The organism is Brasilonema bromeliae SPC951 (genome assembly GCF_012912135.1).
Taxonomy (GTDB): domain Bacteria; phylum Cyanobacteriota; class Cyanobacteriia; order Cyanobacteriales; family Nostocaceae; genus Brasilonema; species Brasilonema bromeliae.
In genome coordinates this window covers 1-17,033 of sequence record NZ_QMEB01000125.1, presented here as the reverse complement: position 1 = coordinate 17,033, position 17,033 = coordinate 1, and the positions used below count along the sequence as shown (strand labels likewise).

Below are 17,033 nucleotides of genomic sequence, written 5' to 3'. Positions count from 1 at the left end.
TGCGATCGCCTATCTCAAGAGAAATAGCAAGTGACTGCTGATAGTAATCAATCGCCATTTGGTATTGTCCCAACGAATTGTAAGCATTGCCCAAATTATTTAGAGAATTAGCTTCACCACCGCGACCGCCTATCTCAAGAGAAATAGCAAGTGACTGCTGAAGGTAATCAATCGCAATTTGGTATTGTCTCAAGGAATCGTAAGTACTGCCTAAATTATTTAGAGAACCAGCTTCACCAATGCGATCGCCTATCTCAAGAGAAATAGCAAGTGACTGCTGATAGTAATCAATCGCCATTTGGTATTGTCCCAACGAATTGTAAGCATTGCCCAAATTATTTAGAGAATTAGCTTCACCACCGCGACCGCCTATCTCAAGAGAAATAGCAAGTGACTGCTGAAGGTAATCAATCGCAATTTGGTATTGTCCCAAAAAATTGTAAGCATTGCCCAAATTATTTAGAGAAGCAGCTTCACCATTGCGATCGCCTATCTCACGAAAAATAGCCAGAGACTGCTGATGATAATCAATTGCCTTTTGGTACTGTCCCAAGGAACAGTAAGCATTGCCCAAACCAATCAGAGAATTGGCTCGAAAATCATGATGATCAGTTTCTCGTAAAACTATCAATGCTTGCTGATAGTAATCAATAGCCTGTTGGTATTGTCCCAAGGAACAGTAAGCACTTCCTAGATTGCATAGTGAGCCACCTTCACCTGTGCGATCGCCTATCTCAAGAGCAATAGCCAGTGACTGCTGATAATAATTAATCGCAATTTTATCTTGTCCCAAGGAATCGTAAGCACTGCCCAAATATGTGAGAACATTTGCAAATTCACTGTTTTTATCTTGATTACTGGGTTGCCATTCCTTTTCCAGTCGGCTAGATAGTTCAATAATGGTAGTGTAATATCCTCGCAAGTCCAAAAATTCGTTGCAGGAATCAAGAATGTCATTAGCTTGTTGATACTGCTTGAGTTCGCAGTGGTGATGAAAAATTTCTAGTTGTGGTCTGATATCTTCTATTGTCGATGCAGATTCTTGAGCGATAGAGTGATAGTAGGTAATTGCTCTTTCATGTACTTCGGTTAAGTCACCCGCTTGCTGTTTCAGATAAGCCAAAATTAACGGCTGAAACTCAAATACCCAACCGCTTTCTATTTTGTTTTCTTGCAAAAGCGAACGTTTAACCAATCCCCGCAAATCTGCTTGTGTCACTTCTTGTTCTGGTAAAAGTGCGGCTGCGGCTGTGGTATTAAAAGCGGGACGATATACGCTTAAATTAAATAATAGTTGTTGTAACTTTGGCGTTAACCGGGCAATACTGGCATCAAGAATCTTACCAATACTCGCTTCTGAGTCGTATCGATGTAACCCCAAAATCTCAAAGATATTTTGTCTCAAAGCGCTGATATCAACCACATCCCCTTCATCAGCGTGCAATACTCCAGCCACCAGCTTGATTAATAAAGGATGTCCATCCGCTTGCTTGACAAATTCTCTGATTTCTGCATCAGTACCTTGAATATCTAAGTCTTCTAGCAGTGCTACCCCAGCATCGGTTGAAAGTCCTTTCAATGGCAACCAACGGCAGTAATTCCAGCTATTGGGTGGTAATTGAGGTTGTTCGCGGCTAGTCACTAAAATAACACTTTCAGTCTGGCTACTCAACCACCGCAGCAAGAAGTCATAGTAAGTTTTATCATGCCATTCTCCGTTTGCTTCTAGCAGAGTTTCTAAGTTATCCAATACCAGCAAATAGCGCCCTGTTCGCAAATTATTACAAACCGCAGTTAATAAATCTGCTTCTTTTTCAGGTGTTGCTTTGCCTAACTTTTCCAATAACCAGCGTCCCCAAACCGCAAACGGGTAATTTTGGCTAAAAGTTGCCCAAACTTGCTTTTCAAAGCTTTGTGTAGAAGCAAAGACTTTTGCAACCAGGGAAGATTTGCCATAACCACCAGTCCCGGTAATGCCAATTAAACGCACGTTATCCGCTTGCAACCATTCTTGCATTTGGGCAAGTTCCTCTATCCGCCCGTGCCAATTCTGGGTTTCACGAGGTAATTCGTTGATAATAGAACTAACGGGATTTCTCTTTGTCCGTTCCCCTCCGGACGACTCCAGTCAAGATTGTGGCGGAGTGCCATAGTAGTTATGGGTATCCCCAAACTGATTAGTATTGTTATCACCCATTTTAGTTTGATAACCCTTACCACCGTAAATATTCTGAGTTTGGCTGCTATTATCTTGAACCCGGTTAATATTGATTTCATGAGCAATGGCTCGAATTTCCGCAGCAAATTCGGTATCATCCTTCATTTCATCTTCTAAATAAAACGCCACTTTATTCAAATGGTCTTTTGAGCCTTTTTCTACTTCCTGCAATGCTTCTGTAGCTTTGGGGTTTCTGCGTAACTTATCCCAAATCTTCTGGTGCAGTTCATCCATCTTGGTAAGCGCTGTTTGGGTGAACTTTTCCCCCAGCTTACCCACACTGGACTCGAAAAACTTTTTGAAGGCAAATTCAGCGATCGCAAAAGCTGTTAAGGTTGTTACGGGGTCAGTCATACCTGTAAATCCCTCAGACGCGGGTTGATTTTTATATAGTTTTACACTTTTTTATACAGATAAATGTTCCGACTTTCCGCATTATTGCTAATAAATTTTGAGCCTGACGACTAAAGTCGCGGCTACAAGAACAAAGTCCGCCTTGTCTACGACACGCTACAAAGAACGCAGACTGAAATTTTAACTAACTCAGTCTCTAGATAGATGAATCAATACGCTTTGACAGCCTACTCCCATTAAAGAATACATTGGTGGTCGCTTTGGTTGATGCGATTTATGTATTAATTTCCAATAACCCAGCTGGTGGTGTGATTTCAATTCGACGAGCTTCCAAATCTACCACTGGCACTATAGCTTTGACAAACGGAATTAAAACAGTCTTTTTTCTTTTGTCCTTTGTTTTTTGTTCTTCGTCCTTTGAAGACTGTAGTTCTACTTCCAACAAATCATGACCAGCAGGAAGAATATCCACCACTGAACCAAGAAGTTCGCCAGATTCCTGCATGAAAACTTGTAAGCCAATCAAATCTGGAACGTGATATTCATCTTCTCCTAATTGAGGGCGATCGCTCTCTGGAACCATCAACTTACACCCGCGCAACTCCTCCACTTGGTCGCGATCTTCCACCCCCTCCAACTCAATTATATATAAATTTTTACCCTGAACATAACGCCCAGACAGTAATTCTACGGCTTGTGGTTCCGTTCCATGAGGACGCAACAACCAACGTGTTCCCGGCACCTCAAAGCGTTCTGGGAAATCCGTATCAGGATAAACCCGCATCTGTCCATCCAACCCTTGAGGTGCCACAATTGTGCCAATTTCCAGCCAGCCTTCTGGTACAGGAGTGGGGGATGAGGAAATTATTTCTTTCCCTCCTCCCCTGCTTCCCTTATTCCTCATCTTCCTCTCTGCGTCCTTGGCGTCTTGGCGGTTCGTCATACTAACTAAGCACTAACAGCCGTACGTTGATAAACCTGTTGTACCACTTTTGCCAAACGCTGCATACCCGTAGCGATTTCCTCATCACTTCCAGTAAGGCTAATACGGACACACTGCTGTTTGTGTTCCCACTCTTCCTCTAAGCCAGGGAAGAAAGTACTACCAGGGACAACTATGACACCTACCCGCTTGAGTTCCTGGTATAACTCCCAGTCAGTTATTGGCAAGTCCTGCAACCACAACCAAGCAAAAATTGCCCCCTCACCGCGATGGAGGAACCAAGGTAAATCCTTAGGCATCGCTTCGTTTAACGTGCTTTCCAAAACTGTAAACTTATTCTGATAAAATGGGCGGATAACCTGTACAGAAATTTCTGCCAGCGCACCAGAGTTAATCGCACGCGCTGCGATTGCTTGTCCGTAGCGTGAAGCGTGGAGACAGGCATTTGTTTGGAAAGACTCTAGAACTTGAATCACTCCTTCATCCCCAATAGCAATCCCAATCCGTTCTCCTGGTAATCCAGCTTTGGATAAACTCATGCAGTGGATAATATTCTTACCAAAGATTGGTGTCATTTGGGTAAAGTTCATCGCTGGGAATGGGGGAGCATAAGCCGAGTCAACGAACACAGGTAGATCGTAAGGCGCAGCAAGGGCGGCAATTTTCTTCACCTCATCATCCGTAAGGACATTACCAGTGGGATTGCAGGGGCGAGAAAAGATAACGCAACCAGTTTTCTCTGTAATCGATACTTTGCTAAAGTCAGGGCGATATTTAAACTTATGGGCTGCTGCGTCAATATCCAATGCAGGTTTGTAAGCAATTAAAGCTTCTGGAACTAGGCAAACACCACCGTATCCTGTATAATCCGGGCTGAGGGGCAGAACGATTTGCTTGAGTTCACCGCTGGTGGTGTATCCCCCAAAAGCATTAGCAGCGTAAAAGTAGAGACTTTGACTTCCAGGGGTGACAAGGATATTGCGTTCAGTCAAATCCAATCCATATCGCCGATTAAAATCCCCAACAATTGCTTCAACTAGTGGTGCATAACCCTGACTTGATCCATAGCGACAAACGACTTCACCATATTCTGGGCTAGCTAGCAATTGTGCAGTGCAATCGCGCCATAACTGTTCTACCTCAGGCAAAATCAACGGATTACCAGCACTCAAATTTATCAATTGCTGCCCCGCATTAGCTCGTAAAGTTTCAATAATGTCCTTCATAATGGCTCTAACGCCAGTCAGGTTGGACATATGGACGCCGAATTGAGTCAGGGCAGGGTTCATAGGCGATGAAAAAATAAACGTAATCTAATGGTGGAAAAAAAAGCTGCTATCGCTTATATCCAATGTAAGTGACATGTCCTACACTGAGAGCAAGCTGTACAGTGTAGGCTTCTCAGTGACTCCCGGTATCCCGTCGGACATTTCCTGAGCTTTGGCTTTACGTCTCCGTGATGCCCCACCGGAGACAATGAATTTCTTACCTTGTACCCTACAAATTTTACTGTCCTGGATGAGATACTGGCATATTCGCGCTATGGGACAAACCGATAGGTAATTTGTATTAATCAAGATGTGCCGACTTACTTCCATGCTGTGCAACGGAGACGCTTATCAATGATCGCAGTGCCATTGAGCAGAGGCTTATCAGACACCAATGTGGGTGAAGCAAACCATTAACATTATAGCAAAAAACTTGACATTCTCCCTCACAAAATCACAGATTATGGAGAGTTACATTAAACTAACCTGTAGCGTCCCTGTAGGGCATCTTTTGAATTCCTGATGAGGAGAACTGACCTTGAAAGTAAAAGCAGCAGTGGCTTACGAGTCTGGTAAGCCGTTAAGTATTGAAACAGTTCAACTAGAAGGACCATCAGCTGGGGAAGTGATGGTCGAGATTAAAGCTAGCGGAGTTTGTCACACCGATGCTTATACTCTTTCTGGTACGGATCCTGAAGGTTTATTCCCAGCAATTTTAGGACATGAAGGCGCGGGTATTGTTGTAGAGGTGGGCGAAGGAGTTACCAGCGTCAAGCCGGGGGATCATGTTATTCCCTTATATACTCCAGAATGCCGTCAGTGTGAATATTGTCTGAGTTTCAAAACCAATCTCTGTCAAGCAATTCGCGCGACTCAAGGGCGGGGTGTCATGCCTAATGGTACCAGTCGGTTCTCCATAGATAAGCAGATGATTCATCACTACATGGGGACATCCACTTTTTCTAACTATACAGTGCTGCCGGAAATCGCCGTGGCAAAAATTCGCGAGGATGCGCCATTCGATAAAGTTTGTTACATTGGCTGCGGCGTGACAACAGGAGTTGGTGCAGTCATCAATACAGCAAAAGTGGAACCAGGAGCAAATGTAGTGGTTTTCGGTTTGGGTGGTATTGGGTTGAATGTCATCCAAGGGGCGCGGATGGTGGGAGCAAATATGATTGTGGGGGTAGATATCAATCCCAGCAAAAAAGCTTTAGCAGAAAAATTTGGCATGACTCACTTCGTCAACCCCAAGGAAGTTGAAGGAGATTTAGTTGCTTACTTGGTTGATTTAACTAAAGGCGGTGCAGATTACAGTTTTGAATGCATTGGTAATGTGAATGTCATGCGCCAAGCCTTGGAATGTTGTCACAAAGGTTGGGGAGTCAGCGTGATTATTGGCGTTGCTGGTGCTGGCGAGGAAATTCGCACCCGTCCTTTTCAGCTGGTGACTGGACGCATTTGGAAAGGTTCAGCGTTCGGTGGTGCAAGAGGACGAACTGATGTACCAAAAATTGTTGATTGGTATATGCAGGGGAAGATAAATATTGATGATTTGATTACCCATGTGATGCCAATTGAGCAGATAAATGACGCTTTTGAATTGATGCACAAGGGTGAGTCAATTCGGAGTGTGGTGACGTTTGATTAGTTAAGGAACTGCACAGGAGTTTTCCTCGTTTCCCTCATTTTTCTCGTTCCCAGCCTCTTCCCTCGTTCCCTCGTTCCCAGTCTCTGGCTGGGAATGCATTCCATGAGGCTCTGCCTGTTGAGATTTGTATACTATCAAATTATGCCACGCATCTTTGACAACATAGATTTGCAACTGCTACCGATTTTGCAAAAGACGCTGAAGATGTCGTATCGGGCAGATTTTTGCGTTGGCTACTTCAATCCCAAAATTGTAATTCATTTCTCAAAAATTCCCTATGAGTGAACTCAATGCAGGTCATTATGGTGAATTGCTAATTGCTGTTAAACAGCGTATTCGTGCAGCACAGTATGAAGCATTGAAGGCGGTTAACAAAGAATTAATTGCTCTCTACTGGGATATTGGACGGTTAATTGTTAGTCGTCAACAGGAGGAAACCTGGGGAAAATCAGTTGTAGAACAACTGGCTAAAGATTTACAAGCTGAGTTTCCAGGTATTAGCGGATTTTCGGCTCGTAATATCTGGAATATGCGAAACTTCTATCTTACCTACAGCCAGAACGAAAAACTGCAACCAATGGTTGCAGAAATTGGCTGGACTCATAATTTGGTAATTATGGAGAAGTGTAAAGACGACTTAGAACGAGAATTTTATATCCGCATGACGCGGAAGTTTGGCTGGACGAAAAATGTTTTAATTAACCAGATTGAAAATCAAAGTTATGAGAAAACTTTACTCAATCAAACTAATTTTGACCAAACTGTTCCAAAGAATATTCGTCAACAGGCTCTTTTAGCTGTTAAAGATGAGTATACATTTGACTTTTTAGAACTAGCAGATGAACATAGTGAACGTCAGTTAGAACAAGCAATTTTGGCGAAGGTAGAACCATTTATACAAGAAATGGGCGGAATGTTTACATTTATCGGTAGTCAGTACCGTTTAGAAATTAGTGATAAAGAATATTTTATTGATTTATTATTATTTCATCGCCGCTTGAAGTGTTTGGTGGCTATTGAGTTGAAAATCGGTGAATTTTTGCCGGAATATGTGGGTAAAATGCAGTTTTATTTGGCGGCGTTAGATGACAAAGTCAGGTTAGAAGATGAAAATCCTTCGGTGGGTATTATTCTCTGTAAGTTGAAAGATAAAACTATTGTGGAATATGCGTTGAGGGAGTCGAATAAGCCTATTGGCGTGGCGACTTATCGGATAGTTTCAACGTTACCACAAGAGTTACAGGATAAGCTTCCTGCACCGGAACAGGTCGCAAAATTGTTAGAAGGGTATTAACAACGCCTATGCCTACGGCACGTCTGACGACAAACGACCAATTGGTCTGGTGTTTCCTCCAAGCGCGCGATGCGCTCTTTACTGATAAGTAGATGAACAAAAATATTTACAGTCATTGCGAGCGAAGCGAAGCAATCCCAGCCCTCGCGATTGCTTCATTTCGCTTCGCTCCATTCGCAATGACATTGTGTAATTAATTATGTTTATCTACTTAACTGAATAACAAGTACACGAAGTTAAAAACAACCAACTACAAGACTTTTCAGTGGTCTTGAGCTTACAAATACTCATTCTTGTTAAGTCTAAGCATTATATTGCTCCACTTAAGTTAGTTTTATTACCTAAATGAGGCTCGGAGTCAATCACACCGAAAATAGCTTCGCTAACTTTAGCTCGATTAAATATTGTACGTCCGAGGTCTGCATCACGTAAATCAGTCTTCTTCTGATCATAAGCTGTTAAATCTGCTCTAGTGAAATCAGCATGCAAAAGCATAGCTTTTTTAAAGTTTGCACCCTTGAGATTTGCGCCCTCAAAATTGGCTTCCGTAAGATTTGCTCCTTCAAAATTAGCTTCTTCTAAGATTGCATTTTTAAAACTTGCTCTTTCTAAATTAGCGCCACTTAAGTTTATTCCTCTTAAGTCTGCGCCATCTGCATCAAGACCTGTGATATCAGCGCCTTCCTTATATAATTCCTCAATTGCTTGTCTTCTTGCACCACTTGTTTCTGAACCTTGGGCACCATCAATTAATTGCCAAGCTTGACGTTCTAATTGTTTTTTTCTGTCGAAAGTGTCACAGAAAAATAAAATAGCTGCGGAAATAACACTAATATTTTGAACTTGGTTTAATAATTTAGAATCTGAGATAAAACAAAGAATTGTGGGAAAATCCAATTTATGTTCACACTTTTTATCATTTTTCTGCTCATTTTCTAACCAAGCTATTCCGCCAACAATGAAAATGGTTATTAACAGCGTTACTAATATTTGAAACCAGCTTTTTCTAGTACTAGGGGAGAAGGATAACTTTTTCAGTAAAAATTTTAAAAATGAAGCATACCAAGAAGTCTTTTGCAGTGCACGCATCAACCCTCGCTCCCTGTCTTAAATGACACACGCATTAAATTAAACAAGAGTTTATCACTTAATGGTGGTTTTCGCTAATCTATTTCTTCAAATACTTACGTACAATCAGACTTTCAGGCAAATCGCTAAGACATTGTTTTATTTCTGCTATTAGGAACCCTTGGGGTTAGAATTTATCGAGATTTGAACACTAACCAAACACTCATGACTAACCCCAACCTCATTTCAGAATATAAATCCTTCGGTGGTAAACTCGGCTTCTACAATCATCCCTCCTCTACCTGTAACGGAGAAATGCGCTTTGCTGTCTACCAACCACCGCAAGCCACCCAAAAACCAGTACCAGTTCTTTATTTCCTTTCCGGTTTGGCTTGCACAGAAGAAAACTTTATGATTAAAGCTGGTGCACAGCAGTATGCGGCAAAATACGGTTTAATGCTAGTTGCACCAGATACTAGTCCCCGCAACACTGGTATTCCTGGTGAGGATGACGACTGGGACTTTGGAACAGGTGCTGGCTTTTATGTGGATGCAACTGTTGAACCTTGGGCATCTCACTACCGAATGTATAGTTATGTTGTGCAAGAATTGCCTGCTTTGATTGCCGAACATTTTCCTGTACAACCAGAGAAACAAGGCATTTTCGGTCATTCAATGGGGGGACATGGTGCGCTTGTTTGCGCTTTCAGAAACCCCCAGCAATATAAATCAGTCTCAGCTTTCGCACCCATCGCTGCACCAATGCACTGTCCTTGGGGTGAAAAGGCGTTTAGCCGCTACCTTGGTGAAGATAAGGAAAGTTGGCGTGCCTACGATGCTAGTGAATTGGTCAGGCAAACACGATACCATAGTACTATTCTTATCGACCAAGGTACAGCTGATAAATTTCTCAGTCAGCAGTTGCTACCTGAGGTGTTTGAGCAAGCTTGTGCAGCAGTTAACCAGCCGCTAAACTTACGTTATCAAGAAGGTTATGACCACAGTTATTATTTCATAGCTAGTTTTATTGAGGATCATATCCGTCATCATGCGCTTTCATTAGGAATTAAAAGTTTTTAAAAACTAGGACAACTTACTCCCTTCCCACTGTAAAATTACCTCTAACAGGAAAACGTATTTTCTCTGCGTTCTCTCTTGCCTCGTGCGGTTTTAAAATCGGTAATCTTTTGGCGGGAAAGGAATAGTACAACCCTACCCAACCTACATCATGTCTAGGCGTAGCCGTGACGTATAGATTTTAACGCAGCCGTCCTGAGCGCAAAATACTGATAATTAACCACAACCCCAATAAACTAGCAGTGGCAAATAATACATTGCTCAAAAATAACAACTGAGATGTCCGTGCGTTGCTAGAGATAATTGCTGCACCCATAATCAGTGAACCCACTAGGATGCTAAAAGAAAGACGATTTGCAGCATCATCTGTTGTTCGGCGTAAGCTATCTAAACCACGCAGTGAGATATTCCACTGTAAACTTTCCGAGGTAATTCGCTCTAGCAGAAACTCTAGGAGTCGAGGAGATTGTAAAGAGAGACTTTTGACATCCAAAGCTGTTCTAAGGAGCGATCGCACGGGACTGTCACCAAACAACTGTTGACGAAACACATCTGTCAGCAATGGCTGAATTTCATCGAGAAAGTTCAACTCTGGGTTAAATCCTCGCGCCACCCCCTCTAAGTTAGCCAGGGTTTTAGCATATAAACCCATGTTACTGGGCAAGCGAATTTTGTTGTTACGAGCGACTTGCAAAAGTTCGTAGATGATTTGACTGAAATTAATTTGCGATACGCTCAAGTTGTAATACTTTCGCAGCATTCGGTCATAATCATTTTCCAGTTTAACCATAATCACTGGCTGTGTAGACTCCGCCAGCTGCAAAGTTAGTTGAGCACACCGCCTCGCATCCAAATCGACAATTGCCAACAACATTTCTATTAATATGCTTTGCGTGCGGGGGTCAAGCCGTCCCACCATGCCACAATCTAAAAGGGCAACGCGACCATCTTTAAGATAAAATAAGTTTCCAGGATGGGGATCAGCGTGAAAGAAACCATCAATATACAGTTGCTGGAAGAAAGCTCGAAACAGTAGTGTGGTAATTTCTTTACGTTCTTGCGCTGGATCTTTGCCGTTTTCTTCACTCTCAAGATTTGCCGATAGCAGGGGAACTCCGTTCAGCCACTCCATCACGAGTAATTTTGGTGTGGTTAAATCCCAGAAAATTTCGGCAACGACTAATTGTGTGGGATCAAACCAGCGACTCTCGGATAAATTGCGTCGTAACTGGTCGGTGAAGCTTGCTTCCCGTATAAAATCTAATTCTGCTTCTAGGGCTTTGGTAAATTCTTCGGCGATCGCTTTGATTTCATAAGTCTGACCAAATTCGGTACGAGCCACTAAATCGGCAATACCTTGAATTAAGGCGATATCCTGGGGAACAGTGATATCTATTCCTGGACGTTGTACCTTGAGAGCGACTTCCCGACCATCTACAAGTGTAGCTTTATGTGTCTGGGCAATTGAGCCTGCTGCTACTGGGATAGCATTAATTGTGGTGAAGGTTTCTTCTAAAGGACGTTTGAGCTGTTTGCGAATCAGGACTTCTACATCTGCCCAGGGAACTGGTGGTACTTCATCTTGTAGTGTTGATAATTCCTCTATGTATGCTGCGCTCAGCAAGTCTGGACGGGTAGACATTAACTGACCGAGCTTGATGTAGACTGGTCCTAAGTCTACTAGAATGTTCTTTAAAACAGCAGGTGTGGGTAGCTGGGGTTCATCAGCTTTTCCTCCAGTGAGGACTCGTCGCATATAGTCCCAACCATTACGAAGTAGGACTTCAATGATTTCTCTTTGACGAGGAACAGTTTGGGTGAGGAACATGGTTTTATAAAAAAGCAGAAGGATGCAACAGAAAGAGGAATAGACGAGGAACGAGAAGTAAGCCGCAGGACATGATGATGAGCACCAAGCCGTTGATATTGCTTTTAGTTTTGGGGATTTTGCTTGATGTCGCGCAATCGTTAAGTATTTGTAAAGGTAATCTTACAAAATATTGTAGAGAAAGTTCATCCGTTCAAGGGGGTGTATAGAAATCTGCCGCCCCAAGACCTGCTGTGATATCATCGTACTCAGTACCATGGGGCACATGGAAACTAACGCTTGAGAAGCTAGTTGTAAGACTAGGCACATCAGAATGTTAGACCTTAAGTAGGGCAACTGAAAGGGGCAATCTGAGTCCAAGAATCCTACTCCTTCGGGCTGTGGGAATGTCAAGTTATTTAAGGAGAAATCCCCATCGTTGATGAAACGATGGGGAAATAAAAATTTTTGGGACACAGAAAAAGGCTTTTGATAAGCAATAATGCAGTTTATTGCCATGCTCTTGGCTAGAGGTTCACAACTACTGATTTCCATAATTGTTCAAATGAAATAACAGACAGAAAAGTTATACTGGTTGATACACCTAGCGTGCCTCTGCCAAGAGTTTTAAGTTTTAAAGCAAGTTCGTAAATCGGGGATCAGCTTGTAGGGTTTTGAGGACTTGCTTAATTTCCTGGGTACGGTCTTTTTTGACAATGAGGGTAACGTTGCGATCGCGCACAATCACGACATCCTCTAACCCAATGGTAACAATGACATCCTCCTCATTTGTGGAATAGACTATAGAACCCTGTGTGTCCAGTCCGACATGAGTCGCAAATTCAACATTGGGAATGCCTTCTTTTTTCATTAAACGCTCGATCGCATTCCAATCTCCCAAATCATCCCAGCCAAATTCTGCAGGTAAGACATAAGCGATATCTGTCTTTTCCATCAAGGCATAGTCTATACTTTTCTTAGGGAGATCTTGGTAGATATCAGGACCGTATTTTTCTATCGGTTCGATAATTTCTGGAGCGTGTCTGTGCAGTTCCTTGAGAACAACACCTGCTCGAAAAACAAACATACCGCTATTCCAGCTAAAACGTCCTGTAGATAGGAAGTCTTCAGCCGTTTGACGGTCAGGCTTTTCAGTAAAGCGGTTGACGTGATAAGCTGGCAACTCATTAAAGCTACCAATCTTTTCCCCTTGTTCAATATAGCCGTAACCAGTTGATGGAAACGTAGGCTTAATCCCCAATGTGACAATCGCTGCTTGGGTAGCCGCAAGCTCTCTAGCTGCATCTATTGTACACACAAATGCTTTTTGCTCGGCTATCCAATGGTCAGCTGGGAAAAAACCGATAATAGCGTCGTCTCCATAACGCCTTTGAATTTCCAAACTTGTCCAAGCAACTGCAGCTGCAGTATCCCTTCCCTGCAATTCAACAAGTAGGTTATCTGATGGCAGTAATGGTAGTTGTTCTCTAACTCCTTGAGCTATCTGACCAGAAGTAATAACCCACAGGTTATCCCAACCGCCTGCAAGTGTCAATAGTCGGTCGGCAGTTGCTTGTAGGAGACTTCTGTCAGTACCATCAAGATTCAAAAATTGCTTAGGTCGATTTTGACGACTCAGGGGCCAAAAACGCTCACCTTTTCCACCAGCAAGGATTACAGGGAACAAAGCTCTAGTCATTGGGTCAGAGTAACTTACTAAAGAACACTACAAGTGTACTGTGACAAATAAAAGTAATGAAGTATAAAGATACTTGGACAAAATTAGAGGATATAACACAGACATACACCAAAAAAAAGCGAAGAGTAAAGGTATACAGGGATTCAGGGGGACTTCCAGTACGATAACTAGGATGAGGTAAGATGAAAAATTTACACTCTTACTCAAACTTCGAGTAAGGTAGTTCACCAGCAGGCAAGATTTATAAGTTGCATTAACATTACGTTTAGGGAGTGTGATGAGTGGGGAGAGTATTGTGGTCAAGCAAGTAGCAAGTCAAAAACACCAGAGCACATCAAGTAAGTTACAACAATCCCCAAACGGGGTAACACTCACAAAGCAAAAAAATATTTCTCGTAACTTCGTATCTTCGGGGTCTGTTCCCAGCCAGCTTTATCATCGGCTAGGGTTAGCCATGCCTCGATGGCTTTTTTGGGTACTGACAATTGTTGTAGGAATGACCTTGTCAGGGTTGCTGGTATCGAGTTTGGCACTTTGGACTCCACTCTGGAGTGACATAGATCGAACAGATGAAGAAGTAGGACTGAGTGGCAAAGATCAAAAAACACCTCTACCAGGGGAGTTGTGGAGTAACATTTCACAATACCGTCTGACTCGACCCATGAATATCTTGGTCATGGGTATTGAGCCAGTTTTGGGAAGTGTAGATGGTTCTCCAGAAAGTTTTGCAGGTCATAGCGATACGATACTGCTGATACGACTCAACCCAAGCAACAAAACAATTCGGGTACTTTCTATCCCCAAAGATACCATGACAGCTATTCCAGAAAAAGGATTAACTAAGGTATCTGAAGCCAACGCTAAAGGAGGTAAAGTTTTAGCAGCACGAGTTGTCAGCCGTACTCTCAGTAATGCACCTATTGATCGCTACATTCGTATTTCTACCAGTGGCTTACGACGCCTAGTGGATCAGTTGGGTGGAGTAGAGGTTTTTGTTCCGAAACCAATGGTTAACAAAGATCCTGGAACAGGATTTTCGATTAACTTAGTCAACGGCTGGCAAACATTGAATGGTGAACAAGCAGAACAGTTTGTGCGGTTTCGCGAACCAGCAATGGGCGATTTGGAAAGAGTACAGCGACAACAAGCACTCTTGGTGGGGTTGCGCGATCGCCTAAACACTCCCACTGTTTTACCCAAATTGCCTCAGATTATCCGCGTTATGGGAAGGCATTTCGACACTAACCTTAAGCTGGAAGAAATGATGGCAATAGTGAACTTTGCCTTGAACATACAGCGAGATAATTACCAGATGACCATATTACCTGGAATTTTCAGCCGTCTCAGCCAAGATCCCAATAGCTATTGGTTGGATCTGACTGGGCGAGTTGACTTGCTACAGGATTACGCTGGGGTGACAATAGGGGGTATGTCCTCAAGTGTCAAACCGCCCACTAGCCTGAAAATTGCTATTCAGAATGCATCTAGAAAACCTCAACTAACTCAAAAAGTTATCAATAATCTTAAACAGCAGGGATTTACCAAACTTTACGCTATACCAGATTGGTCTGATAACCGAAGCGAAACTAAGATTATTGTCCAAAAAGGTAACCGACAAGCAGGAGAACAACTACAAAAAATCTTAGGTTTCGGTCAGATTGAAGTGTCAGCGACTGGCGATCTAGAATCTGATATCACAATCCGGATTGGCAAGGATTGGAAGTAGTCATCACTCAACAGCGAAGCATGCTGTGAACAACAGAGATTGTCAAGCGATTACCCCAATGCGCGTAGGAAACAGGGGCACGCGACGCGGCTTGGGCTAACGCGTAGCGTGTCCGACGGACTCAGCGCACACTTCGTGAACGAAGGGTCAAGCTTGACACAGCACACCCTTGCCTACAAACGCTTGGCGATACGCATGATTGCGTCTGCGCTTTGGGCAATCGCTTAGAGTATCTCGCGCAAAGAAAGATGAAACAAATCCTACTTCGTATCTTGGGATTCATTGTCGTTTGGCTTCTTGCCTGGTTATGGGTGCTGCTTTACGCTAGTCCAGCTTATGGTTAATTGATGGGCAAGTGTTTCATAATTATAAAAAAAGCGAAATTTTACCATATTTTGACTGTCTTTTTATAAAGAAAATATATAGAATTCCTATTTGATTTTTGCTCAGCTAGGTACAGTTTATGTTAAGCGTTAAGAGTTAAGCGTTCCCCTGCTCCCTGTTCTTTGAACAACATCCTTGCAGTTGGCAAACATCAAGTTAAAATTATCAAAATCTTCTAAAACCAATTAAGAGTATATAAAAATTATTTTATCTTTATTTATCAAGGATCGTAGCTTAGTGCACTGCCTTTATAAAAGTTAATGTCATAACATTGACACACAATGTTCATACCATATTCATAGCCTTGAAATATATTCACTGAAGAGTTGCTCATTGCTGACAGTGACTTAAGTAAATTGCCTGATGCCTATTGTCGTTCCCACTTCTCTTCAAAAAAATCAGGGTTAGTAGAAATGAATTCCAGCCTTATCTTATCGAACATATTAAATCCGCCAGTGCTCTTTTTCTTTGTAGGAATGCTGGCAATTTTTCTAAAATCCGATTTAGAAATTCCCCAACCTTTACCAAAACTGTTTTCTCTTTACTTGCTCTTTGCAATTGGGTTTAAGGGAGGATATGAACTTGATGAGAGCGGAATTAATCCACAAGTAGCGTTGACATTGATAGCAGCTATCATCATGGCTTGTGTGGTTCCTATCTACTCCTTTTTTATTTTAAAAACAAAACTTGATGCGTATAATGCTGCGGCTATTGCTGCAACTTATGGATCCATCAGTGCCGTCACCTTTATTACTGCACAGTCCTTTCTAAAAGTGCTTGATATTACCTCTGATGGATACATGGTCGCTGCTTTGGCACTGATGGAATCTCCAGCAATTATTGTGGGTATTGTTTTAGTAAGAGCATTTGGTCAAAAGAAAGAAGGGGGTGAATTTTCTTGGAGTGAAGTTTTGCGAGAGGCTTTTCTAAATGGTTCTGTATTTCTCTTAGTTGGGAGTCTGATCGTTGGCATTTTAACAGGACAGAAAGGATGGGAAAAACTACAACCATTTACTCAAAGCATCTTCTACGGAGTTCTAGCATTTTTTCTACTAGATATGGGAATGGTAGCTGCTAAAAGAATACTAGATATAAGAAAAACAGGTTCTTTTCTAATAATTTTTTCTGTATTTATGCCTGTTGGCAACGCAATTTTGGGGATCATCATTGCTAAACTCATTGGCATACCACAAGGTAATGCCCTTTTATTTGCTGTTCTTTGTGCTAGCGCTTCTTACATAGCAGTTCCTGCAGCTATGAGAATGACAGTTCCTGAAGCTAATCCTAGCTTGTATATTTCTATGGCTTTAGCACTCACCTTTCCGTTCAACATTATTGTAGGAATTCCTCTATATATGAATATCATAAAAGCTATGAAAATCTAGCAGAGTCGAAGCAGTCAAAAACTAGGGGTGTAAGGGTGTGTAGGGGCGCTGCGGCCTTGCGCCCGTACGGGGTGTAGGGGAACGTTCTTAGTACACGTCACCATAAAACGGGTTCGGAATTGGCTTAAGAGATCATTCATTTCCCTGTTTTGGCATAAT

Annotated in this window: 12 protein-coding genes; 5 read left to right on the top strand and 7 right to left on the bottom strand. The window is 42.3% G+C overall.

What is annotated here, in order from left to right:
* The 4 genes from DP116_RS16420 to DP116_RS16405 form a co-directional block, all read right to left on the bottom strand.
* The coding region (locus DP116_RS16420) for a tetratricopeptide repeat protein (RefSeq protein ID WP_211173309.1) at nucleotides 1-2,017 on the bottom strand (2,017 nt) is incomplete at its 3' end.
* A 111-nt stretch (nucleotides 2,018-2,128) separates the two neighbouring features.
* Entirely contained in the window at nucleotides 2,129-2,572 is a 444-nt protein-coding gene (locus DP116_RS16415; protein WP_169156199.1) for a hypothetical protein, read from the bottom strand.
* Between the two features lie 274 nt (nucleotides 2,573-2,846).
* On the bottom strand, nucleotides 2,847-3,515 hold the full coding sequence (gene rimM, locus DP116_RS16410) for a ribosome maturation factor RimM (RefSeq protein WP_169156198.1): 669 nt from the start codon (nucleotides 3,513-3,515) through the stop codon (nucleotides 2,847-2,849).
* 5 nt (nucleotides 3,516-3,520) lie between these two features.
* The gene (locus DP116_RS16405) at nucleotides 3,521-4,804 is read right to left on the bottom strand and encodes a valine--pyruvate transaminase (RefSeq protein WP_169156197.1); all 1,284 of its coding nucleotides are present in this window, start codon (nucleotides 4,802-4,804) and stop codon (nucleotides 3,521-3,523) included.
* Between the two features lie 517 nt (nucleotides 4,805-5,321).
* Between DP116_RS16405 and DP116_RS16400 the strand changes: the two genes are divergently transcribed.
* Nucleotides 5,322-6,434, top strand: coding sequence for an S-(hydroxymethyl)glutathione dehydrogenase/class III alcohol dehydrogenase (locus tag DP116_RS16400; protein WP_169156196.1), 1,113 nt, complete (start codon nucleotides 5,322-5,324; stop codon nucleotides 6,432-6,434).
* A 277-nt stretch (nucleotides 6,435-6,711) separates the two neighbouring features.
* Entirely contained in the window at nucleotides 6,712-7,728 is a 1,017-nt protein-coding gene (locus tag DP116_RS16390) for a PDDEXK nuclease domain-containing protein (RefSeq protein ID WP_169156195.1), read from the top strand.
* A gap of 309 nt (nucleotides 7,729-8,037) precedes the next feature.
* Here DP116_RS16390 and DP116_RS16385 read toward each other — a convergent pair whose 3' ends face one another.
* Nucleotides 8,038-8,817, bottom strand: coding sequence for a pentapeptide repeat-containing protein (locus tag DP116_RS16385; RefSeq protein ID WP_169156194.1), 780 nt, complete (start codon nucleotides 8,815-8,817; stop codon nucleotides 8,038-8,040).
* A gap of 204 nt (nucleotides 8,818-9,021) precedes the next feature.
* Between DP116_RS16385 and fghA the strand changes: the two genes are divergently transcribed.
* Nucleotides 9,022-9,876: an S-formylglutathione hydrolase gene (gene fghA / locus DP116_RS16380; protein WP_169156193.1), complete on the top strand. Its 855-nt coding sequence runs from the start codon at nucleotides 9,022-9,024 to the stop codon at nucleotides 9,874-9,876.
* A 178-nt stretch (nucleotides 9,877-10,054) separates the two neighbouring features.
* Here fghA and DP116_RS16375 read toward each other — a convergent pair whose 3' ends face one another.
* Together DP116_RS16375 and DP116_RS16370 are read right to left on the bottom strand one after the other, a co-directional pair.
* The gene (locus DP116_RS16375) at nucleotides 10,055-11,701 is read right to left on the bottom strand and encodes an ABC1 kinase family protein (RefSeq protein WP_169156192.1); all 1,647 of its coding nucleotides are present in this window, start codon (nucleotides 11,699-11,701) and stop codon (nucleotides 10,055-10,057) included.
* A 613-nt stretch (nucleotides 11,702-12,314) separates the two neighbouring features.
* Nucleotides 12,315-13,379 carry a mannose-1-phosphate guanylyltransferase gene (locus tag DP116_RS16370; protein ID WP_169156191.1) on the bottom strand — a complete coding sequence of 355 codons (1,065 nt, stop codon included), beginning with the start codon at nucleotides 13,377-13,379 and terminating at the stop codon, nucleotides 12,315-12,317.
* A 295-nt stretch (nucleotides 13,380-13,674) separates the two neighbouring features.
* On the opposite strand from DP116_RS16370, the gene DP116_RS16365 reads away from it, so the two are divergent.
* Complete coding sequence (locus tag DP116_RS16365) at nucleotides 13,675-15,105, top strand: LCP family glycopolymer transferase (RefSeq protein WP_169156190.1); 1,431 nt, start codon at nucleotides 13,675-13,677, stop codon at nucleotides 15,103-15,105.
* Between the two features lie 797 nt (nucleotides 15,106-15,902).
* On the top strand, nucleotides 15,903-16,874 hold the full coding sequence (locus DP116_RS16360; protein WP_169156200.1) for a sodium-dependent bicarbonate transport family permease: 972 nt from the start codon (nucleotides 15,903-15,905) through the stop codon (nucleotides 16,872-16,874).
* The last annotated feature ends 159 nt before the right edge of the window (nucleotides 16,875-17,033 follow it).

Excerpts from the sequence above, each read along its gene's own strand:
- DP116_RS16405 (WP_169156197.1), bottom strand. The coding sequence starts at position 4,804 with ATGAACCCTGCCCTGACTCAATTCGGCGTCCATATGTCCAACCTGACT.
- DP116_RS16415 (WP_169156199.1), bottom strand. The coding sequence starts at position 2,572 with ATGACTGACCCCGTAACAACCTTAACAGCTTTTGCGATCGCTGAATTT.
- DP116_RS16390 (WP_169156195.1), top strand. The coding sequence starts at position 6,712 with ATGAGTGAACTCAATGCAGGTCATTATGGTGAATTGCTAATTGCTGTT.
- DP116_RS16360 (WP_169156200.1), top strand. The coding sequence starts at position 15,903 with ATGAATTCCAGCCTTATCTTATCGAACATATTAAATCCGCCAGTGCTC.
- DP116_RS16385 (WP_169156194.1), bottom strand. The coding sequence starts at position 8,817 with ATGCGTGCACTGCAAAAGACTTCTTGGTATGCTTCATTTTTAAAATTT.
- rimM (WP_169156198.1), bottom strand. The coding sequence starts at position 3,515 with ATGACGAACCGCCAAGACGCCAAGGACGCAGAGAGGAAGATGAGGAAT.
- DP116_RS16375 (WP_169156192.1), bottom strand. The coding sequence starts at position 11,701 with ATGTTCCTCACCCAAACTGTTCCTCGTCAAAGAGAAATCATTGAAGTC.
- DP116_RS16370 (WP_169156191.1), bottom strand. The coding sequence starts at position 13,379 with ATGACTAGAGCTTTGTTCCCTGTAATCCTTGCTGGTGGAAAAGGTGAG.
- fghA (WP_169156193.1), top strand. The coding sequence starts at position 9,022 with ATGACTAACCCCAACCTCATTTCAGAATATAAATCCTTCGGTGGTAAA.